The following is a 19,345-nucleotide window of genomic DNA, read 5'->3' on the forward strand; positions in this document are numbered from 1 at the left end:
AGCGCCCCCGAAAGGTCAATAGCAACTGATCTTTTCGATCCGGCCCGTCTGGCCATATTCGATATTCAGCCGGTCTGGCCGAAAATCGGATGTCACGGCGTCATTCGGGCCGATCTGCCGGGTGCCAATGGGAAAGGTCATCTTGTCCAGCACGTCGCGGGGGTGGCCGATCAACCCCTGATAGCCATCGGCGCCGCATTGATCGGCAGGTTCATCCGCCACGACCCGCTGCGTGGCAGGATCTTCACAGGCCCCAAGCAGGGCAAGCGCAAACGCGCCGGGCAGGGTCACGAACAGACGCATCCGGTCAACCGCAATCGATATTGTAGATATTGCCCGATGCATCCAGTCGGAAGACCACCCGCAGCGGGTCATATTCCTGAGGCTCGATGCCGCGATATTCGACCACGCGGTAATCCTGCGTGATGTTCAGCGTCTGGATCACCGAACCGGGCTGGCCCAGATAGGGCACGTATTCCTTGGCTTTGCACAGATCCGGCTGGCGTTCTTCCAGCCCGGCAATTCCTTCGGTCGGAACCGGGGGAACCGGCGTTGTTGCGACCGGTGCGGGGGCCGGTGCAGGTGCCGGTGCGGGCGCGCAGGCAGCAAGGCTGGCCAGCACGGCGGCAATGGGCAAAAGCGAAGTCATGTTCATGTCGTCTGCGTCCCTCATGTCGTCCCGGTTCCGGGTGGTTTGTCGTTGCCCACCCTTATAGGGTGCGCATGGCGGGTTGAGAACCCAAGCCCGAATTCACGTTTGCATCATTGCCCGGATCCGTGCCGCTGTGCCCGCCATGCCCGGAGATTTGCCGCTGTGCTTCAGCCTGACGCGTGGCGCAGTTCCGGTCCGGTGTTCGCGGTCAGGTTGCTGGCCAGGAACAGCTGTGCCGCCGCGCGCGCGATACCATCCACATGATGGTCGAGCGCGTCCGGGGGCATGGCGGCGGCGATCGGCTGATCGTGGAGCGAAGCCCCGGCCAGCTTGACCAGTTGACGTGCCGCGACCGCGGTATCCGCAATGGTCAGCTCGGCCCGCTCGACCCAGCGGTCCAGATGCGTGCGGATCGCGTCATGAAGGATCGTGTCGATGATGGCGTGATAACGCCGGGCAATATCGGGAAACCGGGTGGATTCGGCGATAATGAGGCGCTGCAACGAGATCGCCGGCCGGGACAATTGCCAGGCGGCGATCTGCCGCGTCAATTCCGGCACGCCTTCATGGGCCTTGCAGTCGGCGGCGATCCGGATCGGGGTCTGGATGGCAGTTTCCTCGAGCGTCTGCAGAATGACCTCTTGGAACATGGCGGCCTTTTCGGGAAAATAGCTGTAAAGCGTGGCCTTTGAGACCCGCGCCGCGCGTGCAATATCATCGACGCTTGCGCCCGAATAACCGTCACGATGAAAAATCTCGCTTGCGCCTTTGTGAACCTGTGCAAGCTTGCGACCCTTGCGGAGCCTTTGACCAGTCAACATTGATACCTCGTAATACGTACAAAAATGCGTTTCCGCCGAAATGAAACTGGCGGTGGGATGGGATCGTGTAAAAAACCATAATGAGCCGTTCATCTCGCAAAGCAAAGTATGAAAGTCAGGTCAAGGCGGGGAATGCACCGTGGCACATTCAGGCGTCTTGACCTAGCCTCTGCCCTGAAAGCAGCGAATCGCTTTCGCATTTACCGGAGGAACCACCCGATGTGTGCCGCTACAACCTCGTTTCGCGATTCTGTCGATCGCATGTTCACCCATGCTGCCGGCCTGATGGAATTGCCCCCCGGGCTGGAGGAAAAGATCCGGGTTTGCAATTCGACCTATACCGTGCGCTTCGGGGTGCGCCTGCGCGGCGAGATCCAGACCTTCACCGGGTATCGTTCGGTTCATTCGGAACACATGGAGCCGGTCAAGGGCGGGATTCGTTATTCACTGGATGTGAACCAGAACGAGGTCGAGGCCCTGGCCGCTTTGATGAGCTATAAATGCGCGTTGGTCGAGGTTCCGTTCGGGGGGTCGAAAGGCGGGTTGAAGATCGATCCTCGGGCCTGGAACGAGGATGAACTGGAAAAGGTCACCCGCCGCTTTACCTATGAGCTGTCGCGCCGCAACCTGATCTCACCCAGCCAGAACGTTCCGGCACCCGATATGGGAACCGGCGAACGCGAAATGGCCTGGATGGCTGACGCCTATAAGCGGCTGCATCCCGATGACATCAATGCCAAGGCCTGTGTGACCGGCAAGCCGCGCACCGCGGGTGGAATCGAAGGTCGCGTCGAGGCAACGGGACGTGGTGTCCAATATGCGCTGCGCGAGTTTTTCCGCCACGATGACGTGATGAAGCGTGCCGGTCTGGAGGGAACCCTGGCTGGCAAGCGGGTGATCGTGCAGGGTCTGGGGAATGTGGGTTATCATGCCGCGCAATTCCTGTCGGCCGAGGACAAGTCGCTGATCACCACGGTGATCGAACGCGATGGTGCCGTGACGAATCCGCAAGGGCTGAATATCGACGCCTTGCGCGGCCATATTCAAGCGACCGGTGGTGTGCGTGGCTTTGCTGGCGGGGACTATCGCGAAGAAGGGCTGCTGGCACTGGAGGACGAATGTGACATCCTGATTCCTGCGGCCGTCGAAAGCGTGATCCATGCCGACAACGCCGAGCGCATCAAGTGCAAGCTGATCATCGAGGCCGCGAACGGCCCCGTGACGGCGGATGCCGACGCCATCCTCAAGCGCAAGGGCGTGGTGATCATTCCCGATATGTATGCCAACGCCGGGGGTGTGACCGTTTCCTATTTCGAGTGGGTCAAGAACCTGTCGCAGATCAGCCTTGGACGTCTGGAGCGTCGTCACGAGGAAGCGCGTGCGCGGATGCTGGTCGAAGAGCTTGAACGCCTGTCGGCGGATACCGGGCTGAACTGGACCTTGTCGCGAGGCTTCAAGGAGGCGTTTCTGACCGGCGCCGATGAGTTGGAATTGGTGCGATCGGGTCTGGATGACACCATGCGCGAGGCATTTGGCAAGATGAAAGAGGTCTGGCTGGCGAATCGTCGGGTCGATGATTTGCGCACCGCAGCCTATGTCGTGGCGATCCGGCGCATTTCCAACGTCTATGGGTCGCTGGGATTGTGACCTGTTCCGTTCAGGCGATCGGGGTGCCCGGTCGCCTGAACGACGATCTCATGCCTTGATGGTTGGCGTTGCGAATGGGTATTTTCGCGAAGAAGAGGTCTGACATGCGATGTCAGGGGCGCGGTGCCGCGGCCCGGCGGAGCCGGTCATTGATTGCCGCCCCGAGTCCGGATTCGGGAATGGGGGCGACCGCGATCGGGCGCCCGAAATGATCGGCCTGACGCAGGATGTCGAACAGCTTTGCCGCGGCTTCGGTCAGGTCACCGGTTGGCGAGAGCGATAGCGGGCCTGGGGCTGCGAAGTCGATATAGGTTTCGCCTTGGTTTGCCGCATGGGCATTGAGGCGGAGGGTCGCCCGTGGCGCGTAGTGGCTGAGCAACTGGCCGGGGGCGTTGGGCTTGTCGGAAAGCGCGTTGGCAATGGCAAGTTCCTGTCCCAGTGAGGCTTCGATGGATTCGCGGGGGATGCCGCCATGTCGCAACAGGGTTGCCCTGCCATCGATCCAGCCGATGATGGTGGATTCAACGCCTACCGGACATATGCCCGCGTCAAGCACTGCAGCGATCCGCCCGTCTAGGCCGCCGTCCCTGTCCAGAACATGCTTGGCGCTGGTTGGGCTGATCCGGCCGGAAGCGTTTGCCGAAGGTGCGGCAAGCGGGCCGTCGAAACGGGACAGCAAATCATGTGCGACCGGGTTTGCCGGGATGCGCAGGCCGATCGTGTTCAGGCCGGCCGTGACCAGTGGCGAGACGCTGGCCGATTCCAGCAAGGGCAGGACGAGTGTGAGTGCACCGGGCCAGAAATCTTGGGCGAGCTTTTCTGCCTGAGGGGGCAGATATGCGATTTTGCGGGCCGCATCGATGCTGGGCAGATGGGCGATCAGCGGGTTGAAGGACGGTCGGTCCTTGGCGGCGTAGATGCGCGCGACCGCCTGTCCGTTGCATGCGTCCGCGGCAAGCCCGTAGACGGTTTCGGTGGGGATGGCCACTGTTTCGCCTGCGCGCAACAATTCGACTGCGCGTTCAAGGCCGGCATTGTCTGCGGTCAATCGTTCGGTTTGCATTCGTGACGCTGTGTTCTGGTTGAGGCTTGTTCGCATCCCCATAAGATGCGACCTGAACAGTGTGATAGTCGCGCCAGCCTGTATTGCCAAGGCGCGGAGGGAGGGAAACCCGATGACCTATGCGGCACCGGTCGAGCAGATCGAATTCATTCTGAAGCGAGTGATCTCCTATCACGACGTTCAGCAGACAGGGAAATTTTCCGAAGCCACGCAAGAGACGACACGCGCGGTTTTGTCAGAAGCGGGCAAATTGGCCGAGCAGGTTCTGGCGCCGCTCAACCGCAATGGCGACCTGACCCCGGCGCGGTTGGAAAACGGTAAACTGCGGTCTTCGCCCGGGTTTGCCGAGGGTTTTGCCGCCATCGCCGAAGGAGGGTGGGTCGGGCTGGCGGCTGATCCTGAACATGGCGGCATGGGTTTGCCGCAGACCCTGAACATGGCCGTCGCCGAGATGATGGCGAGTGCTTGTCTTTCATTGCAGTTGAACCCGTTGCTGACGCAGGGGCAGATAGAAGCCCTGGAGCATCACGCTTCGGATGAATTGAAATCGCTGTATCTGCCCAAGCTGAACAGCGGCGAATGGTCCGGGACGATGAACCTGACCGAGCCGGGGGCCGGCAGCGATGTCGGCGCGCTGACAGCGCGGGCCGAACGCAACGAGGATGGCAGCTATCGCATTACCGGTCAGAAGATCTTTATCACCTGGGGCGACAGCGACGTGACCTCGAACGTTTGTCACGCGGTGCTGGCGCGTCTGCCTGACGGTGCCAAGGGCACGCGAGGAATCAGCCTGTTCATGGTTCCGAAGTTCCTGCCGGACGAGCAGGGCGATCCGGGCGTGGCAAACAGTTTGAAAGTGTTGAGCCTGGAAGAAAAGATGGGCATCCATGGCAGTCCGACCTGTGTCATGAGCTATGAGGGCGCGACCGGCTGGCTGATCGGGGAGGAACACAAGGGCATGGCCGCGATGTTCACGATGATGAACTGCGCGCGGCTGGGCGTTGGTGTCCAGGGGGTGGGGCTGGCTGAACGGGCCTTGCAGCAGGCGGTTGCCTATGCGTCCGAACGCAAGCAGATGGGCGAGATCATCGCGCATCCCGATGTGCGCCGGATGCTGGCGACAGCACGCGCCGAGGTCTTTGCCGCCCGCGCCATCTGTCTTGCATGTGCGACCGCGATCGACATGCAGCGCGCCAGCGGTGATGCCGATCATGCTGCCCGCGCGGCATTTCTGACCCCGATTGCCAAAGCTTATGGTACGGATGTCGGTTGCCGCGTTGCTGATACCGGCGTGCAGGTGCATGGCGGTATGGGTTATATCGAGGAAACCGGCGCTGCCCAATATTTGCGCGATGTCCGCATTACGCCAATCTATGAGGGAACCAACGGCATACAGGCCATGGATCTGGTGGGACGCAAGCTGGCGGATGGCGGAGAGGCGGCAATGCGTTTGCTGGACGAGATCCTGGATGACGCCAAGGCTGCGAATACAGATCACCACGATCTTGCCGAAACGGTATGGCAGGCCGCCGAGACCCTGCGTGAAAATACTTTGACGATGATCGAACGTGATCTGCCCGAGCGGTTTGCAGGGGCGGTGCCGTTCCTGCATGCCTTTGCGCGGGTGCTTGGCGCACATTACCATCTGCGTGCCGCAATGGCCGGCGGTCCTGCGCATGTGGCGCTGGCACGGATCTACATGTCGCGGGTCTTGCCACGATACGCCGCCGATCTGGCCGAGGCCGGGGCGGGGCTGGACGATCTGAATGCAATTGCCGATACGGTATTGGCAGGAGAGTTTCCCGCGTGATTGACTATCCTTTCGACAGGGTTCCCGCCGAAGGCGAGGCTGTCGAGATAGCCGAAGGTGTTCTGTGGATGCGCCTGCCTTTGCCGATGGCGCTGGACCATGTGAATGCCTATGCGCTGCGTGAGGATGACGGCTGGACCATCGTCGACACCGGATTTGACACCGGGCGCGCGCGCGCGATCTGGGGGCGTTTGCGGGCTGGTCCCTTGTCAGGGTTGCCGGTGCGGCGGGTCATCGGGACGCATCATCATCCCGATCACATCGGCCTGGCAGGCTGGTTCATGCAAAGCGACGACGCCGACCTGATGATGAGTCGCACGGCCTGGCTGATGGCCCGGATGTTGCAGTTGGATGTTCAGGATCTGCCGCCGGCGCGATCGGTCGAATTCTGGCGCCGGGCCGGGATGCCGCCCGAAATGCTGCAACAGCGTATGGAGCAGCGACCGTATAATTCCGCGGATGTCGTGCATCCGCTGCCGCTTGGGTTTCTGCGCGTCCATGAAGGTCAGGTGGTGCGTTTCGGGGGGCGGAACTGGCGGGTGGCGCTGGGCGACGGACATGCGCCGCGCCATGCTACCTTCTGGTCTTTGGATGACAGGCTGGTGATCGGCGGCGACCAGTTGCTGCCTTCGATCTCGCCAAATCTGGGGGTTTATCCGACCGAACCTGACGCGGATCCGGTCGGGGAATGGCTTGAAAGCTGTCATCGCCTTTCCGAACTGGCGAAACCCGACCAGTTGGTGCTGCCCGGCCACAAGCTGCCCTTTACGGGGTTGCCGACGCGGTTGCGGCAGCTGGCCGACAATCATCACGGTGCGCTGGAACGGATGGCCGAGGCCCTGAGTGCAAAGCCGCGGACCGCGGTCGGATGCTTCGACATTCTGTTCAAACGGCGCATCGCGGCGATGGAATTCGGCCTGGCGCTTGTCGAAGCCGTCGCCCATATCAATCACCTGCGCAAAAAGGGAATCGTCCGCGCTGTTGGCGAAACCGACGGCGCCGTGCTGTGGGGGGCGTGACAGCCGCTGTTGTTTCGGCTATCGCAAGACAAACATTATCCGGAGGGCAGTCATGGCCACGCATCACGAGATCACTGACCATAAGCAAGGTGAAATGGACATCACCGAGCAGCGCAAGACCTTTGCCGGCTTTATTCGCATGGCGATCTGGGTTTGCGTGGTCTCGATCGCAGTGCTGATCTTCATGGCATTGTCCAACAGCTGATTCGCCGGGCAGTTCAATGAAACGACGCGCTTTTCTGGCAGCATCGCTGCCCGCTTTGCTGGCCGCCTGCGGGGCGGACAATATCTGGGCCAGCGATGAGGTCGTCCGACAGGCGCGCTTTGTTTCGGACCAGCCGCCCTCGATCACCCTGTTCACGGTCATCGGTATCCCGCGCGGACAGGGTGGCCATTCGGCATTGATGATCAATGGCAGCCAGCGGGTGATCTTTGATCCTGCCGGCAGCTGGAACCACCCCCATATTCCCGAACGGCATGATGTTCTGTATGGGATCACGGATAATTACCGGCGGTTCTATATCGATTATCACGCCCGCAGCACCTATTGGGTGGCCGAAGATACCGTGCCTGTCAGCCGCGAGGTTGCCGATCTGGCCATTGCGCGGGCCGAGGCCAGCGGTGCGGCGAACAAAAGTTTCTGTGCGGTCGAAAGCTCGGGCGTGCTGCGCGGTCTGCCAGGGTTCGAGGGCGCACCTTCGGGCTTTTCGCCGACCAAGCTGCGCCGTTGGTTCCTGACCCTGCCCGGCGTGACGTCGCAACGCCATCTCGATGGCGATCCCGCGAACAACCACGATGTTCTGCTGAAGCAGAAAGACGGTGTGGTCACCAATCGACCCGCCGCGCCAGTCTGATCCCGTCTCGCCTCGCGGGTCAGGCCAGAAGATACAGCAATCCAAACAGCGTGACCGCACCTGCGGCGATGGCCAGGATAACATTTCTGGTCAACAGGCCGACCGCCACGGTTGCGGCAGCCGCCGCCAGTCGCGCAGGTTCGGGCTGTCCGCCGGTTGCCGCCGGCCACAGAACCAGGGGCGCCACCAATGCAGGCAGGACGGCCACGGGCGTATAGCGCAGCATTCGCAGGAACCAACCGGGCAACTCGCGATCGCCCAACGCGCCCAGAAACGACCAGCGGATCAGGAAGGTGCCGATGCCCAGCACGATGATGATGACCCAGATCTTCAGGTCTGACATTTCGCCGCTCATGTTGTGCTCCGCTTGCGCTCGACCCAGTATTCGACCAGTGCGCCGGCGGCCATTCCCAGTGGCGCGGCAATCAACAATCCCAGCCCCGATGGCATCCATGCAAGCGCCAGCGCCATGGCCACGGCGATGAAACATGCCGCCATATGGGCCAAGGTGCGCAGCATCGGCGCAATCATGGCCAGAAAGGTGATGGGCATGGCGAAATCAAGTGCGACCTCTTCGGGGATGGCTTGCCCGACGGTCGCCCCCATCCAGGTGGCAATCAGCCACGGAACGCAAAGCATCGTTGCCGTGCCCGCGAAATATGCAAGGCGCTGGGACAGCGAAAGCCGGGGATGGCGTTCGTAGTGCTGGATCGACAATGCATAGCTTTGATCGATAAGGGCATAGGCAAGCCAGGCCTTTTGCGTCGCCGTTGCCCCGCGCAACCAGGGCACCAGCGAAGCGGAATACATCGCCATGCGCAGATTGACGGCAAGCCCGGACAGGATCACGATGATCGCAGGGGCGTTGTCGGTAATCAGCTGGATCGCGGTAAACTGTGACGCGCCGGCAAGAACCAGCACGGAAAAACCCATGACCTTCGCAAGATCCATTCCCGCTTCGGTGGCGACGACGCCAAACAGGAGTGAAAACGGTATGATCACCAACAAGAACGGCATGGCCTGCAACATTCCGTGGCGAAATGCAGCGCCGGGCGTGCGCGCCAGGGCGCGGGCACTTGCCGGATCATCGGCGGGCGTGCTGCTTTGCGGATCGGGTCTGGGGGCGGGCGAAGGTGCCATGGGACTTTCTTTTGTGCAATCTGCTGCATGCTTGCTTGCATGACAGGCAAACAGTGGCAAGACCGGCAGGTCCGTATTCTGCACCCGGCGCCCGAGTTTGCGCTGCCTGCGGCGGCAGCGATGTGGTGGCAGGCCTTTGGATTCTGGGCCGGGCCGGCGCTGCCGGCCATTCGTGCCGGACACGCCATGGTTGCCTTGCAGGGTGATCGAACATTGGTGGGTGTCGCGGGGCTTCGCGATGGTTCTGGCGGCTTCTTGAAGCGCATTCCTGCCGCCGCAAGGCTGGCCTATCGCGCGGCGCCGCCAACCGCGGATCTGGTCATTGACGGAATCGTGGTGGCCAGCCGGCGAAAGGGCACAGGGCGGGCGCTTTGCATGCGGGCGATCGAACTGGCGCGGACGCGCGGTCTGTGCGGGGTTCGGGCCGAGGTGCGCCGGAACAACCGCGTTGCGCGGAAATTCTATGCGGATCTCGGCTTTTCCGAGATCGGGCGCGGGCGCTATGGCTGGCCGTGGACGGGGCAGGTTCTGATCCTGCGCCACGACCTCAGCGAGCCGATCTAGCCAAAGATCCCGGCAACGCGACCAAGCAGCATGAACGCCCTGGCCGAGCGGGTCTGCGACAGCGCTGCGATCTGGTCATCGTCCAGTTGCGGCGTCAGACGCGACAGAAGCACATCGAAATGGCGCAGAAAGTGATGCGTGGCATCCCGGAATATCTCATCCTGACGCAGCATCGAAGCGACGACATCCTGGGCCTGTTCATCATGAATTCCGCCAAGCGCCGAAACCGAATTGCCCCGTGCACCTTCCGAAAAGCGTCTCCAGATCGCGGCCGGAGCAGGGTCGGGCGGCAAGTCATCCATATAGATGCTGTGCCCTGCCAACAGCGTGACAACATCTTGCGAGGCGCGCAGGACGCGGGAATTGTCATGGTCCTTCAACGCCGTGCGCAAGGCGGCAATGGCATCGACATCGTCCGGGCCATCCGGGAAATTCAATGCCCGTATCAGCGTTTCGGGTGGCACGCTGATGCTTTCGGGGGCATCAAAGCGCATCGCTGACTGCCTTGCATCGGCGGGTTTTGCACGCATCGGTGCGGGTGCGGGTGCGGGTGCGGGTGCGGGTGCGGGTGCGGGTGCGGGTGCGGGTGCGGGTGCGGTGCTTTCCGTGTCGCGCCCGGCTGGCACAGGTCTTGGAATGGCGGGGGGCGGTGCGCCGCGCGTGGCTGCGAATTCACGCAGCTGCGTCAGGCCGCGCCGCAGTTCTTCGGCCTCGGCCCGCAGGATCGCGATGGATCTTGCAAAGACGATTGCGGTCCAGATCAGGATCAACGGCAAGATAACGCCAACCGCCGCGACCAGCCGTCCGACACCGCTGGTCTGGCCCGGCTCTCCTGGGTTGAGAAACCAGAACAGCAGGACCAGGAACAGCCACGCACCGCTGAGGCCCAGTCCGATCGCCGAGATGGAATCCCGTTGCGCCAGCGATTTGATCCGTGCGGCCAGTGACATCGGCTTCACACGTACCGAATGGCCAGAATTTCATAGCTGCGCACCCCGCCCGGGGTCGTCACATCTATGCTGTCGCCTTCATCCTTGCCGATCAGCGCACGCGCCAGTGGCGAACGCATGTTCAGCAGCCCGCGTTCGATATTGGCCTCTGCCTCGCCCACGATCTGATAGGTTCGCTCTTCTTCGGTGTCCTCGTCAATCAGATCGACCGTCGCGCCGAACTTGATCGAACCAGAAAGCTTGGCGGGATCAAATACCTCGGCGCGCGACAGCAGGCCTTCCAGTTCCTTGATGCGCCCTTCGATGAAGCCCTGTTTTTCGCGTGCGGCGTGGTATTCGGCGTTTTCAGACAGGTCGCCATGTTCGCGGGCTTCGGCGATCTGTCGAATGATGGCGGGGCGTTCCTTTGTCTTCAGCTCGGTCAATTCGCGTTCCAGCGCCTCAAAACCGTTGCGGGTCATCGGTATCTTGTCCATCGCTGCCCTTGTCCTTTCGGGTTGCGTTGCCGTGCCGACGCTAATCGAACGCCCCCGCCATTTTCCATGGCAGGGGCGCTAAATTCCGTCGGCTTCATCGTGAACCCAAATTCGCGACCTTTGCAAGCCTACTATCCGGGCAGTCGGCAATTTTAGGCCGCAAAGATCACAGCGTCATGATTGCCCTGTGGAAAAACCCGCGTTACTGCTGGGCCAGCAAGAGAATAAGGGGAGATTTTCCAGCCATGACCGACGAGACGCAGATCGAACGCGAGTCGATGGAATACGATGTTGTGATCGTCGGTGGTGGTCCCTCGGGTCTGTCAGCGGCTATCCGGTTGAAGCAGATCGATCCCGAGATTCAGGTCGTGGTTCTGGAAAAAGGCTCGGAAATCGGCGCGCATATCCTGTCGGGCGCGGTTCTGGACCCCGCAGGGTTGAACCGCCTGATCCCCGAATGGAAGGAAAAGGGCGCGCCCCTGAACACCGAAGTCGTGGACGACAATTTCTTCGTTTTGGGTGAGGCGGGGCAGGTCCGCGTGCCGAACTGGCCGATGCCCCCCCTGATGAACAACCACGGCAATTATGTCGTCAGCATGGGCAATGTCTGCCGCTGGCTGGCCGAACAGGCCGAGGAACTGGGCGTCGAGATTTTCCCCGGCATGGCCGCCAGCCAGATCGTCTGGGACGGCAATCGCGTCAAGGGCGTCGTCGCGGGCGAAATGGGGCTGAACGCCGATGGCACCCCCGGCGCGATGTATGAACCGGGGATGGAGCTGCACGGCAAATATGTCTTCATCGCTGAAGGCGTGCGCGGCAGCCTTGCCAAGGAAATCATCGAAAAGCTGAACCTGTCCGACGGTCACGAGCCGCAGAAATTCGGCCTTGGCATGAAGGAAATCTGGGAGGTTCAGCCCGAAAAATTCCAGAAGGGCCGCGTCGTTCACACGATGGGCTGGCCGCTTGGCAAGAACGCGGGCGGCGGCAGCTTTATCTATCACTTCGAGGATAATCAGGTTCTGGTCGGCTTTGTCGTTCACCTGAACTATGCCAATCCGCATCTGTATCCCTATGCGGAATTCCAGCGATTCAAGCATCATCCGATGGTTGCCGAACTGCTGGAAGGCGGCAAGCGCGTCGCCTATGGCGCCCGCGCGATCAGCGAGGGTGGCCTGCAATCGATCCCGGAACTGTCCTTCGATGGCGGCGTCTTGCTGGGCTGTTCGGCCGGCATGGTCAACGTTCCGCGGATCAAGGGCAACCATAATGCCATGATTTCCGGCATCGAGGCTGCCGAGGCCGCGGCGGCAGCGCTGAAGGAGGGGCGCGAAGGCGATCGCCTGACCGCCTATGACGAGGCCGTGCGCAAGGGCGACATCGCCAAGGACCTGAAGAAGGTGCGCAACGTCAAGCCGATCTGGTCCAAGCTGGGCCTGTGGCCGTCGCTGATGCTGGGCGGTATCGACATGTGGGTCTCGAACCTGACCGGCTGGAACCCGCTGGGGACGTGGAAGCATGGCAAGACCGACGCGCAGGCGACAGGCAAGGCCAAGGATTTCCAGCCCATCGACTATCCCAAGCCCGATGGCAAACTGTCCTTCGACCGCCTGACCAACGTGGCGTTTTCCTTTACCAACCACGAAGAAAGCCAGCCCGCGCATCTGGAGCTGAAGGACCCTTCGATCCCGATCAAGGTGAACCTGCCCGAATATGCCGAACCGGCGCAGCGTTACTGCCCGGCGGGGGTCTATGAGGTGATCGAAGAGGGCGGCGAAGCGCGCTTTCAGATCAATTTCCAAAACTGCGTCCATTGCAAGACCTGCGACATCAAGGACCCGTCGCAGAACATCAACTGGACCACGCCGCAGGGCGGTGACGGGCCGAACTACCCGAATATGTGATGCAATTGCTGCGGCTGGCCCGTTGCGAGGGACCAGCCGCAGGGTTAGGCTCGGACAAGCGAAATTCTGTAATCCGGGATGGAAACCTTGAATTTGACCCGCCCGAATCTGGCGTTGACCGTTGCCCTGTTCCTTTCTGTCGGGCTGCCCGCAGGCGTGTTCGCGCAGGACCGGCCCTCTCCTCGTCCCGGCGAAGAGGTGCAGGATTCCGCGCCGACCTTCGGTCTTGCCGGCCCCTATCTGGCTGCGCGCATGGCCGCAGTCGAAAGCGATTTTCGGGCCGCGGCGCGGTATTTCGCGCAGGCCGTCGCACATGATCCCGGCGATGCCTATCTGGAAGACAGCGCGTTGGTCGCCTTTTGTTCGGCGGGCGGGATCGAACGGGCGGTGAAATTCGCCGCCGAAATGGAAGAGCGTGGCGATGGAACCGAATTGTCGCGCCTGGTTCACAGCGCCGATCTGGTCCATCAGGGAAAATGGGATGACCTGCTGGAGCGCACCGATCCCGAAAACGCGTCCCCAAGACAGGCAAGGGATCGCGATCTGATGGTCAGCATGATCCGCGCATGGGCCTTGATGGGGGCCGGGCGCGCGTCCGAGGCGCTGGCCCTGCTGGAAGAAATGTCGGGAAACCCCGAGGTTGCGCCGATGGTCAATTATCACCTCGCGCTGGCACGGGCGCTGGTGGGTGATTACGAAAGCGCGGCGACGCTCTTGTCGGATCGCGCGACCGGTTCGCATGTGCTGGGCTATATGGCGCGGGCCGAGGTTCTGGCGCAACTGGAGCGCCGGGACGAGGCGATCGGGCTGCTGAATGAATTGCAGGGTTTGGATGCCGAGCCGCAACTGATGGAATTGCGCGACCGTCTGCAGGCTGGTGAGCAGGTCGGCTTCGATGTCGTGCGCACGCCCGCCGACGGAATCGCGCAGGTGTTCCTGACCTTTGCGACCGCGCTGGCGTCCAGTTCCAACCCCGAGCCGTTGTCGCTGATCCATGCCCGTCTGGCCTCGTGGCTGTCGCCCGATATGGCCGAGGCCCGCCTGATGGTCGCTCAGCTTCTGCAAGAGCATCAGCAATTCGAGCTGGCTGAACAGGAATACGAGACATTGCGCCGCAAGGGTCAGATGCGTCCTGTCGCCGAGCTGACCCGAATCGAGGCGCTGGCCCAGGCTGAACATCATGCCGAGGCCGAAAAGGCCGCGCTGTCGCTGACCGCAGCCTATCCCGAACTGCCGCAGGCCTGGATCGCGCTGGGGGATTTGCTGCGCCAACAGCAAAAATTCGCACAGGCTGTGCCCGCTTATGACAAGGCGCTGACCATGCTGCAGGACGCGCCTGCTCAGGCGCGCTGGTTCCCGCTTTATGCACGGGGGATCGCACTCGAACGCTCGGGGCAGTTTGCGCGGGCCGAAAAGGACCTTTTGGCCGCAATCGAAATTCGCCCCGATCAGGCCAGCCTGCTGAATTATCTGGGGTATAGCTGGATCGACCGGGGCGAGAATCTTGACCGGGCGCTGGACATGATCCGGCAGGCCGTGCGCCTGTCGCCGGATGACGGGTATATTCTGGATTCGCTGGCCTGGGCCTATTACCGGCTTGGGCGGTATTCCGAGGCGGTGGTTCCCATGGAACAGGCGATCGGAACCATGGCGGCCGATCCGTTGGTGAATGATCATCTGGGCGATATCTACTGGAAGGTCGGGCGCAAGCGCGAAGCGGAAATCCAATGGAAACGTGCCCTGTCGCTGGACCCCGACAGCAATGACGATGTGGATGCCGACCGCATCCGGGCCAAGCTTGAACGCGGGCTGGACGCGGTTCTTGCCGATGAAGGTGACACGGATTCCCTGTCGCCCGCGCAGGCAAATGCGCCCACCACGCAGCAGGCCCTGGACTGATCCGTCACCATGTGCGCACCCATCGTCGAATCGGCCCCGGCCAAGATCAACCTTGCGCTGCATGTGACCGGGCGCCGGGAGGATGGCTATCACCTGCTGGATTCGCTGGTCGCCTTTGCCGGAATTGGTGACCGCGTGACCTTGGTGCCCGGCCCGATGTCCCTGAAGATAGACGGGCCTTTCGGGGCCGGGTTGGGCAATGATTGCACCAATCTGTGCTGGAAGGCCGCGGAACTGGCCGGTGTCGGTGCGAGCGCCGGGGTTTCTATTGCCTTGCAAAAGAACCTGCCTGTGGCATCCGGCATCGGTGGTGGTTCGGCCGATGCGGCGGCGGTCCTGCGCGGTCTGGCGCGGATGGGCTATGATGTTCCGGAAGGGGTCGAATGTCTGGGGGCGGATATCCCCGTCTGCCTGTTGTCACGGCCGGCCCGCATGCAGGGGATCGGTGATGTGCTGACACCTTTGCACCATTTCCCCGCGATTTCTGCGGTGCTGGTCAATCCGGGGATCAGCCTGTCCACGCCAGAGGTGTTCAGGGCGCTGACCTCGCGAGACAATGCCCCGCTGGGGCCCGTGCCTCATTTCGCGGGAATCGCTGATTTGATCGCCTGGTTGCGGCAGACGCGCAACGATCTCGAACCGGTGGCCCGCAGCTTGCAGCCACACATTGCCCGGGTGATCGAGGCGCTGGAAAACTCGGGTGCGGGCTTTGCGCGCATGTCGGGATCGGGGGCGACATGCTTTGGGCTGTATGCCAACGAAACGCAGGCGCGAAACGCGGCAGAGATTCTGGCGCGGAATGGATGGTGGGCGGTGGCGACGGAACTGGTGCCTGCCGCCTCTGGCCGCTAGGATGCGCAAAACAAGCGGAGATTTTCCATGCTGCGCCTCGGCGTCAATATCGATCACGTTGCCACCATCCGCAACGCCCGCGGAACGCCCTGGCCCGATCCGCTGCGCGCGGCGCGGATCGCGCAAGAAGCCGGCGCCGATGGTATTACGGCGCATCTGCGCGAGGATCGGCGTCACATCAGCGATGCCGATATCGACGCCTTGATGGCCAATCTTCAATTGCCGCTGAACCTGGAAATGGCGGCAACAGCCGAGATGCAGGCAATCGCTCTGCGCCATCGCCCCCACGCGGTGTGTCTTGTGCCCGAAAAACGCGAGGAACGCACGACCGAAGGTGGCCTGGATGTCGCTGGGAACGAGGCATACCTGGCCGAATTCATCGCGCCGTTGCGGGATGCGGGCTGCCGTGTCTCGTTGTTCATCGGCCATGAACCGGCCCAGATCGAGGCCGCCGCACGCATTGGTGCGGCAGTGGTCGAACTGCATACCGGCGCTTACTGCGATTTCGACACCGAGGGCCAACACGCCGCGCGTGATACTGAATTGAAGGGGCTTGCCCACGGTGCGGATCTGGCCGCGGAACTGGGCCTCGAGGTGCATGCAGGGCACGGGCTTACATTCGAGACGGTCGGCCCGATTGCCGCGCTCAAACCGATTGCCGAGCTGAATATCGGGCATTTCCTGATCGCCGAGTCGGTCTTTCTGGGGTTGGGCGGCGCAGTTCAACACATGCGGCATTGCATGGAGAAAGCCCGGAAATGATCGCCGGATCCGATCCCGAAAGGTCGCAGGCCGGATGATTCTGGGAATTGGAACAGATCTGGCCAATATCGAAAGGATCCAGAGGACACTGGACCGTTTCGGCGACCGTTTCCGTCAACGTGTCTTTACCGAGACCGAGTTGCTGAAGGCCGCACGTCGCAAGGACGAGGCAGGCACGCTGGCCAAACGATGGGCCGCCAAGGAAGCCTGTTCAAAGGCTCTGGGAACAGGGCTGGCCATGGGCATCAGTTGGCGTGACATGGCGGTCAGCAATCTGCGCAGCGGGCAGCCCGTTATGGAGCTGACCGGCTGGGCGGCGGATCGTCTGGCGCAGATGACCCCGGCGGGGTACGAGGCCGTCGTTCACGTGACGCTGACCGACGATCACCCATGGGCACAGGCGTTTGTGATCATCGAAGCGCGCCCGCAGCGCCCAGCCTTGGCTTGACTTTGCCCCCCGTGGGGGACCATGAACGCGAGAAATGCGGCCCCAGCGCCACGTATCGGAAGGACAGACAGAATGGCCGACAGCACGCTACGCAAGAATGGTGGCGAAAAAAAGGAAGGCATCTGGGAAACGATCAAGACCATTTTCTGGGCCTTGCTGATCGCGGGTATCTTCCGGACCCTGTTCTTTCAGCCCTTCTGGATCCCATCGGGCAGCATGAAGGACACCCTGCTGATCGGTGATTTCCTGTTCGTCAACAAGATGGCCTATGGCTATTCGGCGGTGTCATGCCCGTTCTCGGCCTGCCCGATTTCGGATCGGATCATGGGCAGCGACCCCGAACGTGGCGATGTGGTCGTTTTCCGCCATCCGACGCGCGGCGTCGATTTCATCAAGCGCGTGATCGGATTGCCCGGCGATACGATTCAGATGCGCGGCGGCAAGGTCTGGCTGAACGGCGAACCGGTCAAGACCGAACCCGCCGGAGACTTTGTCGAGATCAAGGAGCAACAAGGTCCTCAGGGTCTGGTGCCACGCTGCGCGAATGATCCGGTTCCGGAAGGCGGCGAATGCATCAAGCCCCGCATGACCGAAACCCTGCCCAACGGGGTCAGCTATGACGTGCTGAACATCGTTGACGGATGGGTTGCTGATGACACCCAGACCTACACCGTGCCGGAAGGTCAGTATTTCTTCATGGGTGACAATCGCGACAACTCCGAAGATTCGCGTTTCCCCCAGCAGGTTGGTGGCCTGGGCTTTGTGTCCGCCAAATACCTGATCGGGCGTGCTGACCGGATCATGTTCTCGTCTGCGGGACGTTCGCTTCTTTATTTCTGGACCTGGCGTCCGGACCGTTTCTTCAAGGCGGTCGAGTGACACCATCTGCCGAAATTCTCGCTTTCATGGGGCGTCTGGGCCATGATTTTGCGCGCCCTGAATTTCTTGTCAGGGCGCTGACGCATGGGTCGATCGCCTCGGCGACCCGGCCCGATAATCAACGGCTTGAATTTCTGGGTGACCGGGTGCTTGGCCTGGTCATGGCCGAAGCGCTGTTTCATGCCGATACGCAGGCCAGCGAGGGGCAGCTTGCGCCGCGCTATAACGCGCTGGTCAAGGGCGAGACATGCGCCGCACTGGCCCGACAGATCGGTTTGGGCGAGGTGCTGAAGCTGGGCCGCTCCGAAATGTTGTCGGGTGGGCGTCGCAAAGAGGCGCTGCTGGCTGATGGGATGGAGGCTGTGATCGCCGCAGTTTATCTGGATGCCGGTTTCGAAACCGCACGCCGCGTGGTTCTTAACCTGTGGCGCGACCGTCTTGACACGATCGAGGATGATCCCCGCGACCCCAAGACCGCCTTGCAGGAATGGGCGCAGGCCAATGGCATGAAGCCGCCTGCCTATGAACAGACCGGGCGCGGTGGCCCTGACCATGCGCCCGTCTTTCACATAACCGTCCGTCTGGACAATGGTGAAACCGCGGCCGCTCAGGGCTCGGGCACCAAACGCAGCATCGAACAGGCTGCTGCTCGGACCTTGCTGGAACGGCTGGAGGGCCGCGAATGACCCAGAGTAGTTCTACCCGCGCGGGCTTTGTCGCGCTTATTGGCGAACCCAATGCCGGAAAATCGACCCTGTTGAACCAGATGGTCGGTGCGAAGGTCAGCATCGTGACGCATAAGGTGCAAACCACGCGCGCGCGCATAAGGGGAATCGCGATCGAAGATCAAAGTCAGTTGGTCTTTGTCGATACGCCGGGAATCTTTCGTCCCCGGCGTCGGCTCGACCGGTCCATGGTTGCCGCTGCATGGGGCGGGGCGGCGGATGCCGATCTGATCCTGTTGCTGATCGAGGCACATCGGGGCTTGACCGACGGGGTTGCCGCGATTCTGGAATCCCTGCAGGCGTTGGAACGCAACCCGCCGGTGGCGTTGGTCATCAACAAGATCGATCGTGTCAAATCCGAGGCGCTTCTGGCCTTGTCCCAGAAGATGAACGAGGCCTATCCCTTTACGCAGACCTTCATGGTCTCGGCGGAAAAGGGCTATGGCTGTGCCGATCTGCGCAAATGGCTGGCCCAAAGCCTGCCCGAAGGGCCGTGGCTTTACCCCGAGGATCAGATTGCCGATCTGCCCATGCGCATGATTGCCGCCGAAGTGACACGCGAAAAGCTGACTCTGCGGCTGCACGAGGAAATTCCCTATCAGCTGACCGTCGAAACCGAATCCTGGGAAGAGCGCAAGGATGGCTCGGCGCGGGTAGAGCAGGTCGTCTATGTCGCGCGCAATGGTCACAAGGGGATCGTGCTGGGCAAGGGCGGTGAGACGATCAAGGCCGTGGGACAGGCCGCGCGTGCCGACCTTGAGGAATTCATGGGACGCCGCGTGCATTTGTTCCTGCAGGTCCGGGTTCGCGAAAACTGGCAGAACGAAGCCGAAAGATACGGCGAGATCGGGCTGGATTTCCGTGATGGCGACGCCTGAGCGCG

At 61.8% G+C, this 19,345-nt stretch carries 22 protein-coding genes; 14 read left to right on the top strand and 8 right to left on the bottom strand.

All coding sequences use genetic code 11. The annotated features are described in order from the left end of the window. Positions 1-15: 15 nt before the first annotated feature. From PAF17_RS04305 to PAF17_RS04315, 3 genes are all read right to left on the bottom strand, one after another. On the bottom strand, positions 16-303 hold the full coding sequence (locus PAF17_RS04305; protein WP_271887851.1) for an I78 family peptidase inhibitor: 288 nt from the start codon (positions 301-303) through the stop codon (positions 16-18). Positions 304-307: 4 nt separating this feature from the next. Further along, a complete protein-coding gene (locus tag PAF17_RS04310) occupies positions 308-673 on the bottom strand; it encodes a hypothetical protein (RefSeq protein ID WP_271887852.1) in 366 nt (121 codons plus the stop codon). A gap of 146 nt (positions 674-819) precedes the next feature. Continuing rightward, positions 820-1,473 (bottom strand): TetR/AcrR family transcriptional regulator, encoded by a 654-nt coding sequence (locus PAF17_RS04315; protein ID WP_271887853.1) that lies wholly within the window; start codon positions 1,471-1,473, stop codon positions 820-822. A gap of 219 nt (positions 1,474-1,692) precedes the next feature. Here PAF17_RS04315 and PAF17_RS04320 point away from each other — a divergent pair, with 219 nt between their 5' ends. Next, a complete protein-coding gene (locus PAF17_RS04320) occupies positions 1,693-3,120 on the top strand; it encodes a Glu/Leu/Phe/Val family dehydrogenase (protein WP_271887854.1) in 1,428 nt (475 codons plus the stop codon). A 112-nt stretch (positions 3,121-3,232) separates the two neighbouring features. Here the strand turns inward: PAF17_RS04320 and PAF17_RS04325 are convergent, their stop codons facing one another. Beyond that, a complete protein-coding gene (locus PAF17_RS04325) occupies positions 3,233-4,183 on the bottom strand; it encodes an L-threonylcarbamoyladenylate synthase (protein ID WP_271887855.1) in 951 nt (316 codons plus the stop codon). Positions 4,184-4,295: 112 nt separating this feature from the next. Between PAF17_RS04325 and PAF17_RS04330 the strand changes: the two genes are divergently transcribed. From PAF17_RS04330 to PAF17_RS04345, 4 genes are read left to right on the top strand one after another with little or no spacing between them, the layout of a single operon-like run. Further along, the gene (locus tag PAF17_RS04330) at positions 4,296-5,993 is read left to right on the top strand and encodes an acyl-CoA dehydrogenase (protein ID WP_271887856.1); all 1,698 of its coding nucleotides are present in this window, start codon (positions 4,296-4,298) and stop codon (positions 5,991-5,993) included. Further along, on the top strand, positions 5,990-7,012 hold the full coding sequence (locus PAF17_RS04335) for an MBL fold metallo-hydrolase (RefSeq protein ID WP_271887857.1): 1,023 nt from the start codon (positions 5,990-5,992) through the stop codon (positions 7,010-7,012). The genes PAF17_RS04330 and PAF17_RS04335 overlap by 4 nt, the downstream gene beginning before the upstream one ends. Positions 7,013-7,064: 52 nt before the next feature. After that, positions 7,065-7,217 carry an aa3-type cytochrome c oxidase subunit IV gene (locus tag PAF17_RS04340; RefSeq protein WP_271887858.1) on the top strand — a complete coding sequence of 51 codons (153 nt, stop codon included), beginning with the start codon at positions 7,065-7,067 and terminating at the stop codon, positions 7,215-7,217. Between the two features lie 16 nt (positions 7,218-7,233). Continuing rightward, positions 7,234-7,866, top strand: a complete 633-nt coding sequence (locus PAF17_RS04345) for a hypothetical protein (protein ID WP_271887859.1) — start codon at positions 7,234-7,236, stop codon at positions 7,864-7,866. 19 nt (positions 7,867-7,885) lie between these two features. Here PAF17_RS04345 and PAF17_RS04350 read toward each other — a convergent pair whose 3' ends face one another. Together PAF17_RS04350 and PAF17_RS04355 are read right to left on the bottom strand one after the other, a co-directional pair. After that, the gene (locus PAF17_RS04350) at positions 7,886-8,221 is read right to left on the bottom strand and encodes an AzlD domain-containing protein (RefSeq protein WP_271887860.1); all 336 of its coding nucleotides are present in this window, start codon (positions 8,219-8,221) and stop codon (positions 7,886-7,888) included. Continuing rightward, positions 8,218-9,006, bottom strand: a complete 789-nt coding sequence (locus PAF17_RS04355; RefSeq protein WP_408636368.1) for an AzlC family ABC transporter permease — start codon at positions 9,004-9,006, stop codon at positions 8,218-8,220. Before PAF17_RS04355 ends, PAF17_RS04350 begins: the two co-directional genes overlap by 4 nt. 39 nt (positions 9,007-9,045) lie before the next feature. Between PAF17_RS04355 and PAF17_RS04360 the strand changes: the two genes are divergently transcribed. Then, complete coding sequence (locus tag PAF17_RS04360) at positions 9,046-9,570, top strand: GNAT family N-acetyltransferase (RefSeq protein ID WP_271887861.1); 525 nt, start codon at positions 9,046-9,048, stop codon at positions 9,568-9,570. Here the strand turns inward: PAF17_RS04360 and PAF17_RS04365 are convergent. Beyond that, the gene (locus PAF17_RS04365) at positions 9,567-10,520 is read right to left on the bottom strand and encodes a hypothetical protein (RefSeq protein ID WP_271887862.1); all 954 of its coding nucleotides are present in this window, start codon (positions 10,518-10,520) and stop codon (positions 9,567-9,569) included. The genes PAF17_RS04360 and PAF17_RS04365 overlap by 4 nt on opposite strands. 5 nt (positions 10,521-10,525) lie before the next feature. Beyond that, positions 10,526-10,996, bottom strand: coding sequence for a transcription elongation factor GreA (gene greA, locus PAF17_RS04370; protein WP_271887863.1), 471 nt, complete (start codon positions 10,994-10,996; stop codon positions 10,526-10,528). A gap of 245 nt (positions 10,997-11,241) precedes the next feature. On the opposite strand from greA, the gene PAF17_RS04375 reads away from it, so the two are divergent. The 8 genes from PAF17_RS04375 to era all read left to right on the top strand — a co-directional run bounded on the left by PAF17_RS04375 (position 11,242) and on the right by era (position 19,340). After that, positions 11,242-12,897 (top strand): electron transfer flavoprotein-ubiquinone oxidoreductase, encoded by a 1,656-nt coding sequence (locus PAF17_RS04375; protein ID WP_271887864.1) that lies wholly within the window; start codon positions 11,242-11,244, stop codon positions 12,895-12,897. 93 nt (positions 12,898-12,990) lie between these two features. Further along, the gene (locus PAF17_RS04380; protein WP_271887865.1) at positions 12,991-14,796 is read left to right on the top strand and encodes a tetratricopeptide repeat protein; all 1,806 of its coding nucleotides are present in this window, start codon (positions 12,991-12,993) and stop codon (positions 14,794-14,796) included. A gap of 9 nt (positions 14,797-14,805) precedes the next feature. Then, on the top strand, positions 14,806-15,648 hold the full coding sequence (locus PAF17_RS04385) for a 4-(cytidine 5'-diphospho)-2-C-methyl-D-erythritol kinase (protein ID WP_271887866.1): 843 nt from the start codon (positions 14,806-14,808) through the stop codon (positions 15,646-15,648). Between the two features lie 27 nt (positions 15,649-15,675). Beyond that, entirely contained in the window at positions 15,676-16,410 is a 735-nt protein-coding gene (locus PAF17_RS04390; protein WP_271887867.1) for a pyridoxine 5'-phosphate synthase, read from the top strand. A gap of 34 nt (positions 16,411-16,444) precedes the next feature. Next, positions 16,445-16,858, top strand: coding sequence for a holo-ACP synthase (gene acpS / locus PAF17_RS04395; protein WP_271887868.1), 414 nt, complete (start codon positions 16,445-16,447; stop codon positions 16,856-16,858). 72 nt (positions 16,859-16,930) lie between these two features. Next, positions 16,931-17,737, top strand: a complete 807-nt coding sequence (gene lepB, locus PAF17_RS04400; RefSeq protein ID WP_271887869.1) for a signal peptidase I — start codon at positions 16,931-16,933, stop codon at positions 17,735-17,737. Between the two features lie 26 nt (positions 17,738-17,763). Then, complete coding sequence (gene rnc, locus PAF17_RS04405) at positions 17,764-18,423, top strand: ribonuclease III (RefSeq protein WP_408636370.1); 660 nt, start codon at positions 17,764-17,766, stop codon at positions 18,421-18,423. Further along, on the top strand, positions 18,420-19,340 hold the full coding sequence (gene era, locus PAF17_RS04410) for a GTPase Era (RefSeq protein ID WP_271887871.1): 921 nt from the start codon (positions 18,420-18,422) through the stop codon (positions 19,338-19,340). Before rnc ends, era begins: the two co-directional genes overlap by 4 nt. The last annotated feature ends 5 nt before the right edge of the window (positions 19,341-19,345 follow it).

The sequence above is a fragment of the Paracoccus onchidii genome (assembly GCF_028294535.1).
GTDB classification, from domain to species: Bacteria; Pseudomonadota; Alphaproteobacteria; order Rhodobacterales; family Rhodobacteraceae; genus Paracoccus; species Paracoccus onchidii.

Bases quoted from the DNA above. Each gene is read 5' to 3' on its own strand.
- PAF17_RS04365 (WP_271887862.1), bottom strand. From the start codon at position 10,520: ATGTCACTGGCCGCACGGATCAAATCGCTGGCGCAACGGGATTCCATC.
- era (WP_271887871.1), top strand. From the start codon at position 18,420: ATGACCCAGAGTAGTTCTACCCGCGCGGGCTTTGTCGCGCTTATTGGC.
- PAF17_RS04355 (WP_408636368.1), bottom strand. From the start codon at position 9,006: ATGGCACCTTCGCCCGCCCCCAGACCCGATCCGCAAAGCAGCACGCCC.
- PAF17_RS04305 (WP_271887851.1), bottom strand. From the start codon at position 303: ATGCGTCTGTTCGTGACCCTGCCCGGCGCGTTTGCGCTTGCCCTGCTT.
- PAF17_RS04350 (WP_271887860.1), bottom strand. From the start codon at position 8,221: ATGAGCGGCGAAATGTCAGACCTGAAGATCTGGGTCATCATCATCGTG.
- PAF17_RS04315 (WP_271887853.1), bottom strand. From the start codon at position 1,473: ATGTTGACTGGTCAAAGGCTCCGCAAGGGTCGCAAGCTTGCACAGGTT.
- PAF17_RS04320 (WP_271887854.1), top strand. From the start codon at position 1,693: ATGTGTGCCGCTACAACCTCGTTTCGCGATTCTGTCGATCGCATGTTC.
- PAF17_RS04330 (WP_271887856.1), top strand. From the start codon at position 4,296: ATGACCTATGCGGCACCGGTCGAGCAGATCGAATTCATTCTGAAGCGA.
- PAF17_RS04340 (WP_271887858.1), top strand. From the start codon at position 7,065: ATGGCCACGCATCACGAGATCACTGACCATAAGCAAGGTGAAATGGAC.
- PAF17_RS04345 (WP_271887859.1), top strand. From the start codon at position 7,234: ATGAAACGACGCGCTTTTCTGGCAGCATCGCTGCCCGCTTTGCTGGCC.
- PAF17_RS04325 (WP_271887855.1), bottom strand. From the start codon at position 4,183: ATGCAAACCGAACGATTGACCGCAGACAATGCCGGCCTTGAACGCGCA.
- acpS (WP_271887868.1), top strand. From the start codon at position 16,445: ATGATTCTGGGAATTGGAACAGATCTGGCCAATATCGAAAGGATCCAG.
- PAF17_RS04360 (WP_271887861.1), top strand. From the start codon at position 9,046: ATGACAGGCAAACAGTGGCAAGACCGGCAGGTCCGTATTCTGCACCCG.
- lepB (WP_271887869.1), top strand. From the start codon at position 16,931: ATGGCCGACAGCACGCTACGCAAGAATGGTGGCGAAAAAAAGGAAGGC.
- rnc (WP_408636370.1), top strand. From the start codon at position 17,764: ATGGGGCGTCTGGGCCATGATTTTGCGCGCCCTGAATTTCTTGTCAGG.
- PAF17_RS04385 (WP_271887866.1), top strand. From the start codon at position 14,806: ATGTGCGCACCCATCGTCGAATCGGCCCCGGCCAAGATCAACCTTGCG.
- PAF17_RS04310 (WP_271887852.1), bottom strand. From the start codon at position 673: ATGAGGGACGCAGACGACATGAACATGACTTCGCTTTTGCCCATTGCC.
- greA (WP_271887863.1), bottom strand. From the start codon at position 10,996: ATGGACAAGATACCGATGACCCGCAACGGTTTTGAGGCGCTGGAACGC.
- PAF17_RS04375 (WP_271887864.1), top strand. From the start codon at position 11,242: ATGACCGACGAGACGCAGATCGAACGCGAGTCGATGGAATACGATGTT.
- PAF17_RS04390 (WP_271887867.1), top strand. From the start codon at position 15,676: ATGCTGCGCCTCGGCGTCAATATCGATCACGTTGCCACCATCCGCAAC.